19 protein-coding genes are annotated in these 18720 nt (G+C 62.5%); 15 read left to right on the forward strand and 4 right to left on the reverse strand.

Features of this window, described 5'->3' with window-relative positions:
• Positions 1-59: 59 nt before the first annotated feature.
• Both HT585_RS12600 and HT585_RS12605 read right to left on the reverse strand, forming a co-directional pair.
• Positions 60-1373, reverse strand: a complete 1314-nt coding sequence (locus HT585_RS12600; protein WP_176353193.1) for an NAD(P)/FAD-dependent oxidoreductase — start codon at positions 1371-1373, stop codon at positions 60-62.
• Entirely contained in the window at positions 1370-2737 is a 1368-nt protein-coding gene (locus HT585_RS12605) for a glutamine synthetase family protein (protein WP_176353194.1), read from the reverse strand. Before HT585_RS12605 ends, HT585_RS12600 begins: the two co-directional genes overlap by 4 nt.
• Before the next feature lie 122 nt (positions 2738-2859).
• On the opposite strand from HT585_RS12605, the gene HT585_RS12610 reads away from it, so the two are divergent.
• The 3 genes from HT585_RS12610 (at position 2860) to HT585_RS12620 (ending at position 5711) form a co-directional block, all read left to right on the forward strand.
• Positions 2860-3552 (forward strand): GntR family transcriptional regulator, encoded by a 693-nt coding sequence (locus HT585_RS12610; RefSeq protein WP_176353195.1) that lies wholly within the window; start codon positions 2860-2862, stop codon positions 3550-3552.
• Between the two features lie 193 nt (positions 3553-3745).
• Positions 3746-4432 (forward strand): helix-turn-helix domain-containing protein, encoded by a 687-nt coding sequence (locus tag HT585_RS12615; protein ID WP_210270375.1) that lies wholly within the window; start codon positions 3746-3748, stop codon positions 4430-4432.
• 175 nt (positions 4433-4607) lie between these two features.
• A complete protein-coding gene (locus tag HT585_RS12620; protein ID WP_176353197.1) occupies positions 4608-5711 on the forward strand; it encodes a M24 family metallopeptidase in 1104 nt (367 codons plus the stop codon).
• 76 nt (positions 5712-5787) lie between these two features.
• On the opposite strand, the gene HT585_RS12625 is transcribed toward HT585_RS12620, so the two are convergent.
• Positions 5788-6036 (reverse strand): hypothetical protein, encoded by a 249-nt coding sequence (locus HT585_RS12625; protein ID WP_176353198.1) that lies wholly within the window; start codon positions 6034-6036, stop codon positions 5788-5790.
• A gap of 144 nt (positions 6037-6180) precedes the next feature.
• Here HT585_RS12625 and HT585_RS12630 point away from each other — a divergent pair, with 144 nt between their 5' ends.
• The 12 genes from HT585_RS12630 to HT585_RS12685 all read left to right on the forward strand — a co-directional run bounded on the left by HT585_RS12630 (position 6181) and on the right by HT585_RS12685 (position 17528).
• On the forward strand, positions 6181-6897 hold the full coding sequence (locus HT585_RS12630; RefSeq protein ID WP_176353199.1) for a FadR/GntR family transcriptional regulator: 717 nt from the start codon (positions 6181-6183) through the stop codon (positions 6895-6897).
• Entirely contained in the window at positions 6894-8066 is a 1173-nt protein-coding gene (locus HT585_RS12635; RefSeq protein WP_176353200.1) for a PLP-dependent transferase, read from the forward strand. The genes HT585_RS12630 and HT585_RS12635 overlap by 4 nt, the downstream gene beginning before the upstream one ends.
• Positions 8067-8133: 67 nt before the next feature.
• On the forward strand, positions 8134-9393 hold the full coding sequence (locus HT585_RS12640; protein WP_176353201.1) for an ABC transporter substrate-binding protein: 1260 nt from the start codon (positions 8134-8136) through the stop codon (positions 9391-9393).
• A 101-nt stretch (positions 9394-9494) separates the two neighbouring features.
• A complete protein-coding gene (locus HT585_RS12645) occupies positions 9495-10430 on the forward strand; it encodes a carbohydrate ABC transporter permease (protein ID WP_176353202.1) in 936 nt (311 codons plus the stop codon).
• A gap of 5 nt (positions 10431-10435) precedes the next feature.
• Positions 10436-11269, forward strand: coding sequence for a carbohydrate ABC transporter permease (locus tag HT585_RS12650; RefSeq protein WP_176353203.1), 834 nt, complete (start codon positions 10436-10438; stop codon positions 11267-11269).
• Between the two features lie 9 nt (positions 11270-11278).
• Complete coding sequence (locus HT585_RS12655) at positions 11279-12346, forward strand: ABC transporter ATP-binding protein (protein ID WP_176353204.1); 1068 nt, start codon at positions 11279-11281, stop codon at positions 12344-12346.
• 211 nt (positions 12347-12557) lie between these two features.
• On the forward strand, positions 12558-12944 hold the full coding sequence (locus tag HT585_RS12660) for a c-type cytochrome (RefSeq protein ID WP_176353205.1): 387 nt from the start codon (positions 12558-12560) through the stop codon (positions 12942-12944).
• A gap of 140 nt (positions 12945-13084) precedes the next feature.
• Entirely contained in the window at positions 13085-13927 is an 843-nt protein-coding gene (locus HT585_RS12665) for a cytochrome c oxidase subunit II (RefSeq protein WP_176353206.1), read from the forward strand.
• Between the two features lie 35 nt (positions 13928-13962).
• Entirely contained in the window at positions 13963-15741 is a 1779-nt protein-coding gene (ctaD, locus tag HT585_RS12670; protein ID WP_176353207.1) for a cytochrome c oxidase subunit I, read from the forward strand.
• Entirely contained in the window at positions 15738-16442 is a 705-nt protein-coding gene (locus tag HT585_RS12675; protein WP_176353208.1) for a cytochrome c oxidase subunit 3, read from the forward strand. Before ctaD ends, HT585_RS12675 begins: the two co-directional genes overlap by 4 nt.
• A gap of 9 nt (positions 16443-16451) precedes the next feature.
• Positions 16452-17174 carry a heme-copper oxidase subunit III family protein gene (locus HT585_RS12680; RefSeq protein WP_176353209.1) on the forward strand — a complete coding sequence of 241 codons (723 nt, stop codon included), beginning with the start codon at positions 16452-16454 and terminating at the stop codon, positions 17172-17174.
• 9 nt (positions 17175-17183) lie between these two features.
• On the forward strand, positions 17184-17528 hold the full coding sequence (locus HT585_RS12685; RefSeq protein WP_176353210.1) for a cytochrome C oxidase subunit IV family protein: 345 nt from the start codon (positions 17184-17186) through the stop codon (positions 17526-17528).
• A 19-nt stretch (positions 17529-17547) separates the two neighbouring features.
• Here HT585_RS12685 and HT585_RS12690 read toward each other — a convergent pair whose 3' ends face one another.
• Entirely contained in the window at positions 17548-18669 is a 1122-nt protein-coding gene (locus HT585_RS12690) for a hypothetical protein (RefSeq protein ID WP_176353211.1), read from the reverse strand.
• Positions 18670-18720: the final 51 nt, after the last annotated feature.

Here is an 18720-nt window from a genome sequence, read left to right on the forward strand (position 1 = left end):
AGGAAACGATCCCTGCCGCCTTTTTGTTCCCGGAAAATGAAAATAATCTCAACCCGGCTTTACCAGCCGACGGCATCCTTGAAGGAATACCACCAGGAGCCGATCGTCGAGTACTGTGCGCGGAACATCCGCCCGCCAGGGAACGGATACCAGGGCAGCTTCTCGAACACGTCGAAGCGCGCCGCGTCGCCGTCGATCGCCTCGGCGAGCGTACGCCCGAACAGGTGAGATCCCGTCACCCCGTGGCCGCTATAGCCGTGGGCGAAATAGGTGTTCGTCCCGATGCGGCCCATCTGCGGCACGCGGGTGAACGAGAGTGCAAAATTGCCGCTCCAGGCATAGTCGATCTTCACGCCTTTAAGCCTCGGGAAGACCTTTTCCAGATTGGGCTTAAGCTTGGCGACGACATCTGCCGGATCCGTGCCGCCATAAACGGTACCGCCGCCGAAGATCATGCGCTTGTCGGCCGACAGCCTGAAATAATCGAGGATGTAGCGCACGTCCTCGACGCACATGTCGCTGGGGATCAGAGAATGCGCAAGTTCCTCGCCGAGCGGCGCCGTCGTGATCATCTGGGTTGAGACCGGCATGACGCGCGAGACGAGCTTCGGCACCGCATCGCCGAGATAGGCGTTGCCGCAGAGAACGACTGTTCGCGCCGACACTTCGCCATCGGCGGTGTAGACGGTGGGCTTGGTCGCCTCATGGTCGACGCGCGTGACCGGTGACTGTTCATAGATCGTGCCACCGAGGCTTTCGAGCGCGCGCGCCTCGCCGAGCACGAGATTGAGCGGATGCATATGGCCACCGGTCGTATCCAGCATGCCGCCGCAATAGGCATCCGAATTCACCAGCTTTCTGAGCGCGTCGCGGTCGAGAAGCTGATGATCATCCATGCCGTATTTGCGCCAAAGCGCCTGCTTGGCTTCCAGCTCCTTCATATGCGCCGGCGTATAGGCCGCATAGATATTGCCGGGCTTCAGGTCGCAGTCGATCTGATACTGGCTGACGAGCCGCCGGATGATCTTGCCGCCCTCCTGCACCAACCCGCCGACGAAGCTTGCCGCATCCTCGCCGTAACGGCGCTGGATGGTGGCAAGGCTGGCGTTGAGACCGTTGACCACCTGGCCGCCATTGCGCCCCGATGCGCCCCAGCCGACCTGCGCGCCCTCGACGACGACGACCTTGTAGCCCTTCTCGGCAAGGTGGATTGCCGTCGACAGGCCGGAATAGCCGGCTCCGACCACGCAGATATCGGTCTCGACGCGACCTTTCAGCGAAACCGGCGTGCGAATGATGTTGCGGGAGGCGGCGTAGTAGCTTGTGGGGTAGCTGCCGTCGCCGGCATAGGATTTTTGGTGTCTCGTCATCATACGATTTCCAGGTAGGCGCTGAATTCATAATCCGTGACCTGCTCGGCAAACCCGGCGATCTCCTGCCGCTTGCAGGCGATCAGCATCGAGCGCAGCACGGGATCGAAGATCTCGGCGGCAATCGGCCCTGCCTCGAAGGCATCGACCGCCTGCCCCCAATCAGCGGGAATTTTGGGCAGTTTCTCCGCCGCATAGGCCCGGCCCGTCACCGGCGCCGAGGGTTTCCACTTGTTGCGGATGCCGACGAGCGCCGCGCCGAGGATCGCGGCGATGACGAGATAGGGATTGGCGTCGGCGCCAGCCACGCGGTGCTCGATACGCCGCGCTGCCGGATTGCCGCCGGGAATACGGATCGCCGACGTACGGTTTTCATAGCCCCAGCACACGGCCGTCGGCGCATGCGTATCCGGCCGCAGCCGGCGATAGGAGTTGAAATGCGGCGCAAACAGCAGCGTCGTTTCCGGCATGCCGCGCAGCAAGCCTGCGACGGCGTTCTTCAGGACCGCCGATCCCTCGTCGCTGCCGTCGTTGAACACGTTGTTGCCTTCGGCGTCGAGCAGGCTGAAGTGAATGTGCATGCCGTTGCCCGAGCGCGTTCCGTAGGGCTTGGCCATGAAGGTTGCCGCCAGCCCATGCTTGCGGGCGACCCCCTTGACGATACGCTTGAAGAAGATCGCGTCATCCGCCGCCTTCAGGGGATCATCCGTATGCAGCAGATTGATCTCGAACTGGCCGATGCCGTTCTCGGCGATCGCCGCGTCCGCCGGCACGTTCTGCCGGGCGCATTCCTTGTAGACGTCGGAGAAGAACTCGCCGAAATCGTCGAGTTCGTCGATCGACAGGATCGCGTCGGAATCGAGCCGTTTGCCGGTATAGGGCGAGATCGGCGGCACCGCGCTGTCGGGCTCCGGATCGATCAAATAGAATTCCATTTCAGTGGCGACCACCGGGCGCAAGCCCAATTCCTCGTATTCGCGCACGATCGCCGCCAGCGCCTGGCGCGGATCGGCGAGAAACGGCTTGCCGTCCTCGAGCAGGAGCCAGAGCGGCACCAGAGCGCTCGGCCGCGAGGTCCAGTTGACCGGCAGAGCGCCGCGACCGGTAACGGCGCAGATGCCATCCCGGTCACCGCTCGCAAACACCTGCTCGCTGTTGATGATGTCCTCGCCCCATACGTCGACGCCGACGATCGACAGCGGCATGCGGATGCCGCCGCCAAGCACCTTGGAGGCCTGCTCCACCGGCACCCGCTTGCCCCGCATGATGCCGTTCAGATCGCAGACCACCGCCTGGATGCTTTCGATAGGGCCGTTCTGCTCCAGCCAGGCCTTGAAGGCGCTCGGGTCTTCCGCGTCGAGGGACATATCGCAAATCTCATTTTGTGATCACATTTTCGTAAAGTTGACATAATTTAGAAGTTGGAGTCAACCTCGACGGATGCTATCAGCCCGCGACCCTTCCCCGTGCGGCAAAGGAGCCCGCTGATTTGAAGACCCCATCGCTGCCTCTTCTCGACCGACCGGAAGGCATGACCACGCATGACTATGCCTTTGCCCGGCTTCGCCAGGCGATCATGGTCGGCAGCTTCCGCCCCGGCACCTCGGTGACGATCCGGGGACTTGCCGAAGCGCTGGAAAGCAGCCCGACGCCGGTGCGCGAGGCCCTGCGGCAACTAACCTCCATTGGCGCGCTGCAATTCCTCGAAAACCGCCGCATCGTCGTGCCGCGCATCACGCCCGCGCGCTTCGAGGAGTTGATATCGCTGCGCATCGCTCTCGAAAGCCACGCCGCCCGCCGCGCCGTTGCCCATCTCACCGAACGCCAGATCGAACGGATCTCGGCGATCGATGACAGCATCGAGGACGAAATCCTCCGCGGCGACCAGGTCGCAGCCCTGATCGCCAACCAGGCTTTCCACCGGACGATCTATACCGCCAATCCCGATCAGATCGTCATGCCGCTGATCGAAAGCGTCTGGCTGCAACTGGGCCCGATCCTCGGCATCGCCATGGAGCATGTCAGCGAACTCTATGTCGTCGACCGCCATCGCGAGGCGATCGACGCCCTGCGCCGCCGCGACGAGGACGCCGTTGCCGACGCCATCGCAGCCGACATTCGCGAGGGCATTGGCGGCTTCGACCAACAGGCCGTTGCACGCCTCTTGAAGCTGGCTGCCTGACGGCAATGCAGGCTTGGATCGGTGAATTTTAGTGTAGCTAAAATTTTCGTTGACAAGGCGCGAACGCCGTCCCAAAGTCCAGAAAATGCAAGCGCATCATCCTGAAATCCCTAGCGATTTCCGGGCATGGTCGCGCGCCCACGCAGGAGATCCTCCCCGAAAAAGAGGGCGCGGGATGAGAGGGGATTTCGCAGTGGATTCGCAGTCTCGGTCAGACAATCCTGTATCTGAGCTTCCGCCGCTCGGCGATCGCCTGCGCCAGCGTCGCAAGGCTTTGAAGCTGACGCTCAAGGACGTCGCGGATCAGGCGGATTTTTCCGTTGGTTTCATATCGCAAATCGAGCGCGGCATCACCGTACCCTCGCTGACCTCGCTTGTTGCGGTCTGCCGCGTGCTGAAGGTCGAGGTCGGAACCTTCCTCAATTCCCCCCGAGTATCCTCGCCTTTTACGCGCCATGACCAGCGCCGCGCCTATGCGCTTGCCGGGTCGCCGGAGAGCAACATCGCCTACGAACGCCTGTCCGCGTCCTTTCCCGGCAGCATTCTGCGCAGCACAGTGGTGCACACGCCGCCCGGTCACCGCAGCGAGGCGATGACCCATGAGGGCGAGGAGATGTTCTTCATCCTTCAGGGCGCCCTGACGATCGAGATCGACGGCGAAGAAACAGTCCTTGAAACAGGCGATTCCGCCCATTTCCTGTCGGGCCTGACCCACCTCACCTGGAACCATACCAGCGAACCGACCGTGATCCTGCACACCTGCACGATGGATGTCTTCGGCGACGCCCAGACAACACAAACGCCCGAAGGCGCTTTCGCGGTGACGCGCGCTGAGGATCGCCGCAGTGCCGCGGCAAGTCCCGGCAAAGGCGCCGGATAGTCTCGCCGAAGTCGGCAGCGCAATCCGATCGGCGATTGCGCCCTCCAGATCACCAGCCTTTCGCTCGGGCGCCTTTGGCCCGGCGACCGCCGCGCGTCGATCGACGCCCGAACACGAGAGCGGTGCGCGGCCTCTCACCTGCCCTAACCCCGCCAGAACCAGAACTGGAAACGCCATGAAAGAACTGACGAAAGCACGCTTCGCCGCCCTGCGCGCCAAGATGAACGAAACCGGGAGCGGGCTGGTGGCACTTGCACCCGGATCGCACATGGATTGGCTTATCGGCTATCATCCGCATCCCGACGAACGCCCCTGCCTGCTGCTGATCGGCCCGGAGAAGGAGGCATTCCTGATGCCGGCGCTCAACGCCGAAGGCACGCGCGAGCACACAGACATTGCCTTCCACAACTGGGCCGATGATGCCGGCCCGGCCGATGCCCTGACCGCAGCGCTTGCCGACGTCGGCGCTGCTGCACCCGGCCGCGTCGTGCTGGACGAGACCATGCGTGCCGATTTCGCGCTGCTGCTCATCGACAATCTGCCCGCTGACACCGCCCGCGACTTCACGCCGGAAACGCTCGGCGCTCTGCGCATGCGCAAGGACAAGAGCGAGTACGACCTTCTGAAGATGAATGCCGGCATCGCAGACCGCGCCATGCAGGCGGCGTTCTCCAAGATCCGCCCTGGTATGACCGAGAAGGAGCTGGCCGCTGAAATCCGCTCGCATTTCGCGTCCGAAGGTGCTGCACCGGCCTTCTGGATCGTCGGTGCCGGCGGCAATGGCGCCTTCCCGCACCATTCCGCCAGCGAACGGGTGATTGCCGAAGGCGACGCCGTCGTTATCGACATCGGCGGGCGCAAGCAGGGCTTCCCGAGCGACATCACCCGCATGGCGATCGTCGGACGCGCGCCGGAAGGCTACGGCCAGATCCACACGATCGTCGAGCGGGCCGTCCAGGCGGCGCTAAAAGCCGCTCGTCCCGGCGTCCTCGCCAAGGAAGTCGACGATGCGGCCCGTAAGGTGATCGCAGACGCCGGCTATGGAGAATACTTCGTCCACCGCACCGGCCACGGCATGGGCATCGACGGCCACGAGCCGCCTTACATCACGGCGACGTCGGAAACGGTTCTGGAGGAAGGCATGGTGTTTTCGATCGAACCCGGCATCTACCTGCCCGGCCGCTTCGGCATCCGGCTCGAGGATATCGTCATCCTGCGCGCCGATGGGCCGGAAGTGCTGTCGTCGCTCCCGCGTGACGTTCACGTCGCACAGGTCTGATAAGACATTGGTGGCGCCTTCGGGCGCCACTTTTCCACCTGCATCAGCCCACTTAACTGGGTGAAGGACTGAGCACCTATCGGGTCGGCGGCTTGCGCCCCCTTTGCGATTGACTGCCCTCCGTATCCTTGCCGCGACGCGGCTCATAGACCGGCTCGCGCTGTTCGGCCGGCGGCCAGATCCAGAACGTGTGGCCGTAGGGCTTGCGCTGGATGCCTTCGTAATATTCCCCCTTCCTGGTGCGCATTTGTGCCTGCGCATCGCCGACGACCACCGCCGCGCTGATGATTGCCGTGGCGAACAGCACATATCTCGATTTTATCATCTTCAAGCTCCTTGCCTCCTGTCTACGCCTGCCCGCAGCGAGGTCAACTGATGCGGGTCTTTATAAGTTCCCGCTTGACGACATCCCGTCCCTTGGACATATTGATCAGATGTCAGACCAATTTGGCGCCGAGGGGGAGGCTGAATGACTGAACAAGCCAGAGCCGCACTTCTGCCATTGCCGCCCGCAGATCGGGCACAGCAGGTCATTGCCGCGCTCGCAGACTATGTCCAGCAATCCGGCCTGAAAGCCGGCGATCGCCTGCCGGCGGAGCGCGAACTGATGACGGCACTTGCCGTCGGGCGCTCGACCGTGCGCGAGGTCATCCGTCATTTCCAGGCGCTCGGCGTCGTCGAGGCGCGCAAGGGCAGCGGCACTTATCTGCTGCGGGCCATATCCGCCTCCACCCTCCATATGCCGCTGACGCTCGACGCCGGACATCTTCGCGACGTGCTGTTGATGACGCTCGAGGTGCGCCGCGGCATCGAGGTCGAGGCCAATATGGTCGCCGCACGCCGACGCACTGACAAAGACCTCGAGATCATCGAAGTAAAACTCGACGAGATGGAGCGGGTGCACATCGCCAAGGGCACGTCAGGTCCGGAAGACCTCGCCTTCCACCTGGCGATCTATGACGCCACCCACAATCCGTTGTTCCGGCAGTTGCTCGAACAGATGCGCGAGGCCTTCGAGCGCTTCTGGGACCATCCTTTTGATCGCACGGATTTCGCCCGCCGCTCTTTCCCGTTCCACCGCACCCTCTTCAACGCGATCGCGGCCCAGGATCCGGACGCTGCTCGCGAAGAAACGCTGAAAATCCTCGCGATCGTCGAGGAAGACATCAAGGAAATGTCCAAATGAACAACGGCCTCGATCCGTTCGACCACGCCTCTTTGATCGTCGCGCACGATGAAGGCAATGCCTTCGATGCCGTCGTGCCGCCGATCGTTCAGACCTCGCTGTTCACCTTCAAGGACTATGACGACATGGTCGCGTCCTACAAGGGCGAACGCGTGCGACCGATCTACACCCGCGGCCTCAACCCGACGGTGCGCATGTTCGAGGAGATGCTGGCGAAGCTCGAAGGGGCGGAGGACGCGATCGGTTTTGCCAGCGGCATGTCGGCGATCTCGTCCACCGTGCTCTCGTTCGTCGAGCCGGGCGACCGCATCGTCGCCGTCAACCATGTCTATCCCGATGCCTTCCGCCTCTTCGGCACGCATCTGAAGCGTATGAAGATCGAAGTGACCTATGTCGACGGCCGCGACGAGGAAGCGGTTGCCAAGGCTCTGCCCGGCGCCAAGCTCTTCTACATGGAAAGCCCGACGAGCTGGGTAATGGACACCCATGACGTCGCCTCGCTCGCCCGCCTCGCCAAGGACCAGGGCATCATCACCGCCATCGACAACAGCTGGGCAAGCCCGATCTTCCAGCAGCCGATTGCGCTCGGCGTCGATCTCGTCATCCATTCGGCCTCGAAATATCTCGGCGGCCACAGCGACGTCGTTGCAGGTGTGGTCGCCGGCTCGAAGGAGCTGATCGGCCGCATCCGCTCGGAAGCCTATCCCTATCTCGGCGGCAAGCTCTCGCCCTTCGACGCCTGGCTCCTGATCCGCGGCCTGCGCACCCTGCCGATCCGTATGAAGGCGCATGAGCGCTCGGCGCTGACGGTGGCGCAGCGCCTGCAGGCGCACCCGCTGGTCGAGACCGTCTGCCACCCCGGCCTCGGCAACACCCTGCCGCCGGGCCTGGCGGGCACATCCGGGCTCTTCTCCTTCATCTTCCGCGAGGGCGTCGACGTGCGCCGCTTCGCCGATCACCTCGACCTGTTCAAGCTCGGCGTTTCCTGGGGCGGGCACGAAAGCCTGATCGTGCCGGGCGAAGTCGTGCTCTCACAGAAAGCCCAACCCAATTCCGCGGCCGCCTTCGGCATCTCCCCGCGGTCCGTACGGCTCCATGTCGGCCTGGAGGGAACGGAGGCCCTCTGGAGCGATCTTGAAGCGGCGATCTCGGCCGCTTCGTCAGGCTGACAGAAGCGGGATGCCGCATCCCGCTCACTGCATGTGGATCAATCATCAAGAAACAAAGGGAACAAAAATGAGGAAACTGATTACCGCCACTCTGCTTGCCACCCTGATGGCAGGAAGCGCACTGGCTGATACCAAGCTGAAGCTCGTCGAGGTCATCACCAGCCCCGAGCGCACCGAAACGCTGAAGTCGATCGTCGCCAAATTTGAAGCCGCAAACCCAGGCACCACCGTCGAGATCATCTCGCTGCCGTGGGGCGAAGCATTCCAGAAATTCGCCACCATGGTTTCGGCCGGCGAACTGCCCGACGTCATGGAAATGCCCGACACCTGGCTTTCGCTCTATGCCAACAACGGCATGCTCGAAAGCCTCGAGCCCTATCTTGAGAAGTGGGAGCACACGCCGGGCCTAACCGAGCGCACGCTGGAACTCGGCCGCGATATCAAGAACACCGCCTATATGCTGCCTTACGGCTTCTATCTGCGGGCCATGTTCTACAACAAGAAGCTGCTGTCGGAAGCCGGCGTCAGCGAGCCGCCGAAGACCATGGACGATTTCGTCAAGGCATCGGAAGCGGTCTCCAAGCTGCCGGGCAAATCCGGCTACTGCCTGCGCGGCGGCCCCGGCGGTCTCAACGGCTGGGTGATGTTCGGCGCCACGATGGCCGGCAGCAACAAGTTCTTCAACGAGGACGGCACCTCGACCATGAACAGCGAAGGCTGGGTCAAGGGTCTCACCTGGGTGATCGACCTCTACAAGAAGGGCCTGGCGCCGAAAGACAGCGTCAACTGGGGCTTCAACGAAATCGTCGCCGGATTCTATAGCGGCACCTGCGCCTTCCTCGATCAGGATCCGGACGCGCTGATCGCCATTGCCGAGCGGATGAAGTCGGAAGATTTCGGCGTCACCACCATGCCCAAGGGCCCGAGCGGCAAGGCGTTTACCACCATCGGCTTTGCCGGTTGGTCGATGCTGTCGGCAAGCCAGAACAAGGATCTCTCCTGGAAGCTGATCGAGACGCTCGAGGGGCCTGAAGGCAACATCGAGTGGAACAAGCGCACCGGTGCGCTGCCGGTGCACAAGGCCGCCGAGAAGGATCCCTTCTATGCGAGCCCGCAATTCAAGGGCTGGTTCGACGAGCTTGCTGACAAGGATGTGGTGCTGACCGTCATGCCGACCTACCTCGAGGAATTCGCCTTCTTCAAGGATTCGCTGGCGATCAAGACGACGCAGGAGGCCCTGCTCGGCGACATCACGCCGGAGGAGCTCGCCAACCAGTGGGCCGATTACCTCACCAAGGCGCAGCAGAAGCACCTCGCCAAGAAGTGAGCCGTCGACCGGCGGCGGACCTCCCCGCCGCCGGTCACCCAACGTCGTGAAAACAAGGCACGTCAAAAGAACCGGCGGCCGCACAGGGGAAATTTCGATCGATGGCCTATGTCGCCCGCCAAGACGGCCTGCACGCACGCAGGCCGCCGCTGATGAAGCGCATCGCCGATGGCGCCGCACCCTATCTCTACAGCGCGCCGGCGCTGATCCTGATCGTCACCGTCATGCTGGTGCCGCTGGCACTCGGCGTCTCCTACGCCTTCCGCGATATCCAGTTGCTCAATCCGTTCTCCGGCGCCTTCATCGGCCTCGATCACTTCCGGGCGCTGTCGCAGGACCAGGCTTTCTATCGGGCGCTGCGCAACACGCTCTGGTGGACCGGAGCCTCGGTCTTTCTGCAGTTCCTGCTGGGTCTCATCCTTGCGCTGCTGCTCGACAAGCCGTTCTACGGCCGCGGTCTCGCCCAGGCGCTCGTCTTCCTGCCCTGGGCGGTGCCGAGCTTCCTTGCCGGCCTCAACTGGTCCTGGCTGTTCAATCCCGTCGTCGGACCGCTGCCGCACTGGTTTTATGCGCTTGGGCTCATGAGCGAACCGTCCAACATCCTCTCCGATCCGCAGTTGGCAATGTGGGGGCCGATCATCGCCAATGTCTGGTGGGGCATCCCGTTCTTCGCCATCACCCTGCTTGCCGCCCTCCAGGCGATCCCGCGCGATCTCTACGAGGCGGCGAGCATCGACGGCGCCGGCCCTGTGCAGCGGTTCCTGTCGATCACCCTGCCCTTCCTGGCGCCGACGATCGCCATCACCATTCTGCTTCGCACCGTCTGGATCTCGAATTTCGCCGACCTGATCATCGTCATGACCAATGGCGGGCCGGCCGATCGCACCCAGATCGTCGCCAGCTACATCTTCACCCAGGCCTTCAAGCGGCTGGATTTCGGTTATGCCTCGGCGATCGCGCTGGTGCTTCTCGCACTGCTGCTCGCCTACTCCATGCTGATCGTCATCCTGCGCCAATGGCTGCTGAGCAAGGATTGAGACCGATGCGCGCCAAACCCATCCTCCTTATGACCGCGCACCGGCTGGCGATCCTCGCCTATATCGCCTTCGCGCTCTTCCCGCTCTATTGGCTGCTGAAGGTCGCAGTCACGCCGAACGACCTGCTCTACTCCGAAGGCATCCGTCTCTGGCCCTCGCGCGCGACCCTCGATCATTTCGATTTCGTGCTGCGCCACAGCGCCTTCCCGACCTTCTTCAAGAACAGCCTGATCGTCTCGGGCTCGACCGCCGTCATCGTCACCATCCTCGCCTCGCTCTCGGGCTACGCGCTGTCGCGCTTCAATTTTCGCGGCAAATACTGGCTGGTGGCGCTGATGCTGCTGACGCAGATGTTCCCGCTGGTCATGCTGGTCGCGCCGATCTTCAAGATCCTGTCGCCACTCGGCCTCACCAACAGCCTGACCGGCCTCGTCATCGTCTACACCGCCTTCAACGTGCCGTTCGCCACCTTCCTGATGCAGTCCTTCTTCGACGGCATTCCGAAGGATCTCGAAGAGGCGGCGATGATCGACGGCGCCACGCAGTTCGTGGCCTTCCGTCAGATCATCCTGCCGCTGACGCTTCCAGGCATTGCCGCCACGCTCGGCTTCGTCTTCACCGCTGCCTGGAGCGAGCTTCTGTTTTCGCTGATGCTGATCTCGGGCAACGACCAGGCGACTTTTCCGGTCGGGCTTTTGTCCTTCGTGTCAAAATTCTCGGTCGACTTCGGCCAGATGATGGCCGCGGGCGTGCTGGCGCTGATCCCGGCCTGCCTCTTCTTCCTGCTCATTCAACGCTATCTCGTCCAGGGCCTGACGGCCGGCGCGGTCAAAGGCTGAGGATCCACCATGGCTTCCATCGATATCGCCAATATCCGTAAATCCTACGGCATCCACCCGGTCCTGCACGATGTGGACCTCAAGATCGGCGACGGCGAATTCGTCGTGCTGGTCGGCCCGTCCGGCTGCGGCAAGTCCACCCTGCTGCGTATGATCGCCGGCCTTGAAAGCGTCACCTCGGGCGAAATCCGTATCGCCGGCAAACGTGTCAACGAACTGGCGCCGAAGGACCGCGACATCGCCATGGTGTTCCAGTCCTATGCGCTCTATCCGCATATGTCGGTCGCCAACAACATGAGCTACAGTCTGAGGCTACGGAAGGTCGCCAAGGAAAAGATCGCCAGTGTCGTCTCGGGCGCTGCGTCCAAGCTCGGTCTCGATCCGCTGCTGGAGCGCCGCCCGCGTGCCCTTTCCGGCGGCCAGCGCCAGCGCGTCGCCATGGGCCGCGCCATCGTGCGCGAACCCAAGGCCTTTCTCTTCGACGAACCGCTGTCGAACCTCGACGCGCGTCTGCGCGAGCAGATGCGCGCCGAGATCAAGAAGCTGCACAAGGATCTGGGCGCCACCTCGATCTACGTCACCCACGACCAGATCGAAGCGATGACGCTGGCCGACCGGATCGTTGCCATGAACGGCGGCTTCGTCCAGCAGGTCGGCAGCCCGCTCGATCTCTATGATCGTCCGGCCAACCTCTTCGTTGCCGGCTTCATCGGTTCGCCCGGCATGAACTTCTTCGAAGGCACCTATCGCAACGGCCAATCGCCTCGCTTCGAGACAAAAGGTGGCGTCACCATCCCGGCGCAGGTGCATGCGGAACTGGCAGACGGCGCCAGCGCGACGCTTGGCATCCGGCCGGAACATGTCGAGATTGGCACCACGGCACCGGATGCATTGAAGGCGACGGTCGATCTTGTCGAACCGACCGGCTTCGGCATCATCCTGCATCTGTCCTTCGGCAAGGCGATTTTCAAGGCCTTCACCAACGACCGCGCCTTCCTCAAGGCATCGGGGGAAATCCCGGTACGGTTGCCGCCGGAGCGCCTGCACTTCTTCGACGCCGACGGCAATCGCGTCTGATTGCCGGGTCGCGGGCGGAATTGCACGCCCTGACAGGTGCCTGACGGTATCGCCCAAGACCGGAGATTGACATCTTCCGGGCGAGGCGTACCGTCATCCCGTCGCAAGTATCAACCGCCCGTGGCGCCCAATTGAGAGAAGCAAGTACCGCCAGACGATGAATTGACGATAGCCTTCCTTGCCCCGCGCCCGGCGATATTGAGGAAGTGTCATGCGAAACTTTGTTGTTGCCCTTGCCTTTTCGACAACGCTGCTCTGTCCCGTCGCCGCCCTTTCGCAAGAGGGCGATGCGGAGGCAGGCGCGACCGTTTTCAAGAAATGCGCGATCTGTCATATCGTCGACAGCGATACCAACAAGGTCGGCCCGTCGCTCAATCACGTGCTGGGCAGAACCGCCGGCACGCATCCCGACTTCAAGTATTCGCCGGCGATGATCGATGCCGGCAAGGGCGGGCTCATCTGGGACGAGGCGACGTTGCGCGACTATCTCCACAATCCGAAGGCGAAGGTGAAGGGCACCAAGATGGTGTTTCCCGGGCTGAAGGATGAGGGCGATATTTCCAACCTGCTCGCCTATCTCAAGCAATATTCGCAATAGACGAAATGGTTTGGCGTGCCGGAAGGCACTCCACCGAACGGTCAATTGCGAGTATTTCCCGTTCGTGCAATACTTGCATTTGAAACTCTACGGATTGCGTATTCATGCCCACAGCCGCAAGCGGCGAGGAGGGACAAGAAATGGCCGTGGTGGTTATTCTGGTTTTGCTGGCCGCCGGATCGGTGTTGTTCCATTTGTTGAGCCCGTGGTGGTGGACGCCGATCGCGTCCAACTGGAACTACATAGACAATACACTCATCATCACCTTCTGGATCACCGGCGTCGTCTTCGTCGCCGTCGTCCTGTTCATGGCCTACTGCGTCTTCCGTTTTCGGCACCGCCCGGGAAACCGGGCGGCCTATGAACCGGAAAACACGAAGCTAGAAAGCTGGCTTGCCGCGGGCACAACGCTCGGCGTCGCGGCGATGCTGACACCCGGCCTGTTCGTCTGGCACCAGTTCGTCACCGTTCCCGACGGCGCCGGCCAGGTCGAGGTGGTCGGCCAGCAATGGCTGTGGAGCTTCCGCCTGCCCGGCGCCGACGGCAAGCTCGGCACGTCGGAGACGCGCGACATCTCGCCGGAAAATTCGCTCGGACTCAACCGCAACGACGCGGCCGCCCTCGACGACATCGTTATCGAAGGTGGAGAACTGCATCTGGAGATCGGCAAGCCGGTCAAGATGCTGTTGCGCTCTGTCGACGTGCTTCACGATTTCTACGTGCCGGAGTTCCGCGCCAAGATGGACATGGTGCCGGGCATGGTCACCTATTTCTGGCTGACCCCGACACGCACCGGCACGTTCGAGGTGCTCTGCGCCGAGCTTTGCGGCGTCGGCCACCCGCAGATGCGCGGCACCGTCGTCGTCGACAGCCCGGAGGACTACCAGACCTGGCTTGCAAGCCAGCAGACCTTTTCGCAGTTGATGGCGAAAGCACAGACGAAGGAAACGGCACAGGCAGGAAATGCCGCCCCGGCGCGGTAGGAGGCGCCCCGACGGCCATTGTTGGGAGAGTTTAGATGGTCGATATCCGGTCAGGCACAGATGGGGCGCTCGGACACGCCGAGGTGGAGGATGTCGAGCTCTACCATCCCCATAGCTGGTGGACGCGCTATGTCTTCAGTCAGGACGCCAAGATCATCGCCGTGCAATATGCCTCGACCGCCATCGCCATCGGCATGGTCGCACTGGTTCTGTCCTGGCTGATGCGCCTGCAGCTCGGCTTTCCCGGCCAATTCGCCTTCATCGATGCCGAGCGCTATTACCAGTTCATCACCATGCACGGCATGATCATGGTGATCTATCTGCTGACTGCCTTGTTTCTCGGCGGCTTCGGCAACTACCTGATCCCGCTGATGCTCGGCGCGCGCGACATGGTGTTTCCCTATGCCAACATGCTGAGCTACTGGCTCTACCTTCTCGCGGTGCTGGTGCTGGTTTCGAGCTTTTTCGCCCCCGGCGGGCCGACCGGCGCCGGCTGGACCCTCTATCCGCCGCAGGCCGTGCTCTCGGGCACACCCGGCGGCAAGGATTGGGGCATCCTTTTGATGCTCTCCTCGCTCATCCTCTTCATCATCGGCTTCACCATGGGTGGGCTGAATTACGTGGTCACGGTGCTCCAGGGCCGCGCCCGCGGCATGACGCTGATGCGCATGCCGCTGACCATCTGGGGCATCTTCACCGCGACGGTCATGGCGCTGCTCGCCTTTCCCGCCCTGTTCGTCGCCTGCGTCATGATGATGTTCGACCGGGTGCTCGGCACCAGCTTCTTCATGCCGGCGATCGTCGAGATGGGCGAACAGTTGCAGCATGGCGGCGGCAGCCCGATCCTGTTCCAGCATCTCTTCTGGTTCTTCGGCCATCCCGAAGTCTACATCGTCGCCCTTCCCGCCTTCGGTATCGTCTCCGATCTCATCAGCACCCATGCGCGCAAGAACATCTTCGGCTACCGCATGATGGTTTGGGCGATCGTCGTGATCGGCGCGCTCTCCTTCGTCGTCTGGGCGCACCACATGTATGTCAGCGGCATGAACCCCTATTTCGGCTTCTTCTTCGCCACCACGACGCTGATCATCGCCGTGCCGACAGCGCTCAAGGTCTATAATTGGGTGCTGACGCTGTGGCGCGGCGATATCCACCTCAACCTGCCGATGCTGTTTGCGCTCGGCTTCATCGTCACCTTCGTCAATGGCGGCCTGACGGGCTTGTTCCTCGGCAATGTGGTCGTCGACGTGCCGCTCTCAGACACCATGTTCGTGGTTGCCCACTTCCACATGGTGATGGGCGTGGCGCCCATCCTCGTCATCTTCGGCGCCATCTATCACTGGTATCCGAAAGTCACCGGCCGCATGCTCAACGAGGCGATGGGACAGCTGCACTTCTGGGTCACCTTCGTTGGCGCCTACCTGATCTTCTTCCCGATGCACTATCTCGGCCTGATCGGCGTTCCCCGGCGGTATTACGAAATGGGCGAAACCGCCTTCGTGCCGGCCTCCGCCCATACGCTCAACGAGTTCATCACCATCGTCGCCCTCATCGTCGGCGCGGTACAGATCGTCTTCCTCTTCAATCTGGTCTGGAGCATCCGCCACGGCCGCGATGCCGGCGGCAACCCCTGGCGAGCAACGACGCTCGAATGGCAGACGCCGGAAACACCGCCGCGCCACGGCAACTGGGGCAAGGAACTGCCGGTGGTCTATCGCTGGGCCTATGACTACAGCGTGCCGGGCGCGCCGGAAGACTTCATCCCGCAGAACCAGCCCGGTCCCGACAACCTGACGCGGGAGACCGCGACATGAGCGTCACGCTGATCTTCCTCGCGGTCATCGCCGCGATTGCCGGCTGGTGGCTGTCGCAGCAGCGGATGCTGTCGAAGCCCTGGCTGGAGGTCGGCCAGCACCACGACACACGCCCGCAGGGCCCGCGCCCGATAGAGCCGGCCAAGATCGGCCTCGGCGTCTTTCTCGCCGTCGTCGGCGCGCTGTTCACTCTCTTCATCAGCGCCTACTTCATGCGCATGGCATCGACCGACTGGTGGTCGACGCCGATGCCGAAGCTTCTCTGGCTGAACACGGCGGTGCTCGCGTCAGGAAGCCTGATGCTCCATGCCGCCAAGGTGTCGGCTGAACGTCACCGCGACGATGCCAGCCGCACGGCCCTGATTGCCGCCCTTGCCCTGGGTCTCGCCTTCCTCGTCGGCCAGGTCTTCGCCTGGCGCGAACTCACCGATGCCGGCTACCTGCTCACCGGCAACGCGGCCAACAGCTTCTTCTACATGATCACCGGCATGCACGGCCTGCACATCATCGGCGGCCTGATCGCGCTTTCCCGCACCATTCTTGCAACGCGGAAAGACCCGATCGACGCGAAGGCGACACTGTCGATCACGCTGTGCGCCACCTATTGGCATTTCATGCTCGCCGTCTGGATCGTGCTGTTTGCTCTATTTTCCGGCTGGGCGAACGACTTTATCGATCTCTGCCGGCAAATCTTGACCTAGGAGCCGCCCATGTCCGCGCCGACACACGCCCCTGTCGCAGAGCCCTCGCCACGGCCGTCGGGGCTCGCCGGCTTTGCCGCCGACTGGGCGTCGGATCAGCGAACCTTCAAGAACGTCTCTTGGGGAAAGGCCATGATGTGGATCTTTCTGCTCAGCGACACCTTCGTCTTCGGCTGTTTCCTTGTTGCCTACATGTCGGCGCGCATGTCGACCGCGGTTCCCTGGCCGAACCCGAGCGAGGTCTTCGCGCTGCATATCGGCGGCTCCGACGTACCGCTGATCCTGATCGCCATCATGACCTTCGTGCTGATTTCATCGAGCGGCACCATGGCGATGGCGGTCAACTACGGCTATCGCCGAGATCGGCGCAAGACGGCCGCGCTGATGCTGCTGACGGCCCTCTTCGGTGCAACTTTCGTCGGCATGCAGGCCTTCGAGTGGACCAAGCTGATTTCGGAAGGCGTGCGCCCCTGGGGCAACCCGTGGGGAGCACCGCAGTTCGGCTCCACCTTCTTCATGATCACCGGCTTTCACGGAACGCACGTGACGATCGGCGTGATCTTCCTCCTGATCATCGCGCGGAAAGTCTGGCGCGGCGATTTCGAGACGGGCAAGCGCGGCTTTTTCACCAGCCGCAAGGGGCAATACGAAATCGTCGAGATCACCGGCCTCTACTGGCACTTCGTCGACCTCGTCTGGGTCTTCATCTTCGCATTCTTCTATCTCTGGTGAGGAACGGCCATGACTGACGCACCGGCGCATGCCGCTGTCAAAGAACACCAACAGCACCCGATCGGCCTCTACCTTCTGGTCTGGGGCCTGCTCTTCGTGCTCAGCGCTTTTTCCTACATGGTCGATTATGTCGGCCTTCAGGGCTATCTCAGGTGGTCGCTGATCCTGCTCTTCATGATGCTGAAGGCGGGGCTCATCGTTGCCGTCTTCATGCATATGGCCTGGGAGCGCCTGGCGCTGATCTACGCCATCCTGCTGCCGCCGCTTCTGGTGCTGGTCTTCGTCGCGCTGATGGTGTCGGAATCGCGCTACGTGCTCTTCAGCCGCCTCACCTTCTTCGGTGCCGCGCCATGACCAGTCGGCGCGATAGTGTTTAGAGCAGCAGCAGTTTCTTGAGAACCGAGAAGACTTCCTTGTAGGGAAGAATGGTGGCGCCGGCAGCGGCGATCGGCAGAAGCGCAGCCGCCGCAACAGGCACGATGGCCGACCGGTTCAACAGCATCGCCGACAGCTTGCGCGTGGTCTCGAACTGTTTCGTCGGGTCGGCGATGTCGTCGGCCTGCTGCTGGACCTCGTCGGCACTCTCCGCCACAACGTTCGTCCCCAGGATCTTGCGCTCGTTCAAACGCTGATAGCGTGTGGCTTGGGTGCCCAGCATCAGCAGGCTCTTCTCCTTCAATTCCGCAAGCGGCTTGGAGAAGGCCGAAAGGGGATAGGCAAAGAGCGCGAGCACGACCACCAGCCAACCGCCGGCAATGATGCTGAACGTGGTGCTCGTCAGGCTTTCCTGCAGCAGATGCTTGGCAATCGCCGCACCGATCGCCGCACTGATACCGAAGATGAAAAGGACATAGGCGTTGGGATAGCTTGCAAGAAAAGCCAACCCGCCATTGCCATCAGGGTGGGTTGCCACCAGCCGGAGCTCCAGCCGGGCGATCCGACGCAACAGCTGCGCCCAGACGAAATGTCGCCAGAGCCCGCGCAAAAGCAGGAACACGAACAGCGGCTGGCTGACGAACACCATCCACCAGGCGGTCAAGGTGAGGCGGTTGCCATCGGGCGAAACCGCAACGGCCCATGAAGAGACCGTCGCCGTGTGCGTGTTGGCAAAGGCCACCAACGCGGCGATAACAGCAAGCACAAGGCAAACCGCTTCTGCGACCCGCGAGTCGCGTCGAGCCAGTGCCGTCGTGACCGCCTCGGCGAAGGGAGCAACCGAACCGGGGGCAATCAACGGTGCTTTCAGAAACTGCCCGAGCTTGATGCGCAACCCTCTCTCGACCTGCTGTTCGGCAAGCACGAAAGCGCCGATCCCCACCACGAAACGGGCCCAGACGCCGAGATCACCGAGATAGGAGCCCGGCGTGTCAGCCGCGAGAAAACTGCGCGGTAGCCCGAGCAAGAGCGGCACGAACCAAGCCAGCCCGACGAACAACAAGGCTCGCCTGCCAGTCTTCAGCGAGCGCTCGTGCAGCAGCCCAAATCGTCGTTGCAACTCGAAAAACGGCCCTCCGTGGGCCGCAAGATACTCGCTGGCGGTAGGATC

Origin of the sequence: Ensifer oleiphilus, assembly GCF_013371465.1 — a bacterium.
GTDB lineage: Bacteria > Pseudomonadota > Alphaproteobacteria > Rhizobiales > Rhizobiaceae > Ensifer > Ensifer oleiphilus.

Bases quoted from the DNA above. Each gene is read 5' to 3' on its own strand.
- HT585_RS12605 (WP_176353194.1), bottom strand. From the start codon at position 2,737: ATGTCCCTCGACGCGGAAGACCCGAGCGCCTTCAAGGCCTGGCTGGAG.
- HT585_RS12685 (WP_176353210.1), top strand. From the start codon at position 17,184: ATGACTGACGCACCGGCGCATGCCGCTGTCAAAGAACACCAACAGCAC.
- ctaD (WP_176353207.1), top strand. From the start codon at position 13,963: ATGGTCGATATCCGGTCAGGCACAGATGGGGCGCTCGGACACGCCGAG.
- HT585_RS12675 (WP_176353208.1), top strand. From the start codon at position 15,738: ATGAGCGTCACGCTGATCTTCCTCGCGGTCATCGCCGCGATTGCCGGC.
- HT585_RS12645 (WP_176353202.1), top strand. From the start codon at position 9,495: ATGGCCTATGTCGCCCGCCAAGACGGCCTGCACGCACGCAGGCCGCCG.
- HT585_RS12630 (WP_176353199.1), top strand. From the start codon at position 6,181: ATGACTGAACAAGCCAGAGCCGCACTTCTGCCATTGCCGCCCGCAGAT.
- HT585_RS12640 (WP_176353201.1), top strand. From the start codon at position 8,134: ATGAGGAAACTGATTACCGCCACTCTGCTTGCCACCCTGATGGCAGGA.
- HT585_RS12655 (WP_176353204.1), top strand. From the start codon at position 11,279: ATGGCTTCCATCGATATCGCCAATATCCGTAAATCCTACGGCATCCAC.
- HT585_RS12680 (WP_176353209.1), top strand. From the start codon at position 16,452: ATGTCCGCGCCGACACACGCCCCTGTCGCAGAGCCCTCGCCACGGCCG.
- HT585_RS12625 (WP_176353198.1), bottom strand. From the start codon at position 6,036: ATGATAAAATCGAGATATGTGCTGTTCGCCACGGCAATCATCAGCGCG.
- HT585_RS12620 (WP_176353197.1), top strand. From the start codon at position 4,608: ATGAAAGAACTGACGAAAGCACGCTTCGCCGCCCTGCGCGCCAAGATG.
- HT585_RS12600 (WP_176353193.1), bottom strand. From the start codon at position 1,373: ATGATGACGAGACACCAAAAATCCTATGCCGGCGACGGCAGCTACCCC.
- HT585_RS12650 (WP_176353203.1), top strand. From the start codon at position 10,436: ATGCGCGCCAAACCCATCCTCCTTATGACCGCGCACCGGCTGGCGATC.
- HT585_RS12660 (WP_176353205.1), top strand. From the start codon at position 12,558: ATGCGAAACTTTGTTGTTGCCCTTGCCTTTTCGACAACGCTGCTCTGT.
- HT585_RS12665 (WP_176353206.1), top strand. From the start codon at position 13,085: ATGGCCGTGGTGGTTATTCTGGTTTTGCTGGCCGCCGGATCGGTGTTG.
- HT585_RS12635 (WP_176353200.1), top strand. From the start codon at position 6,894: ATGAACAACGGCCTCGATCCGTTCGACCACGCCTCTTTGATCGTCGCG.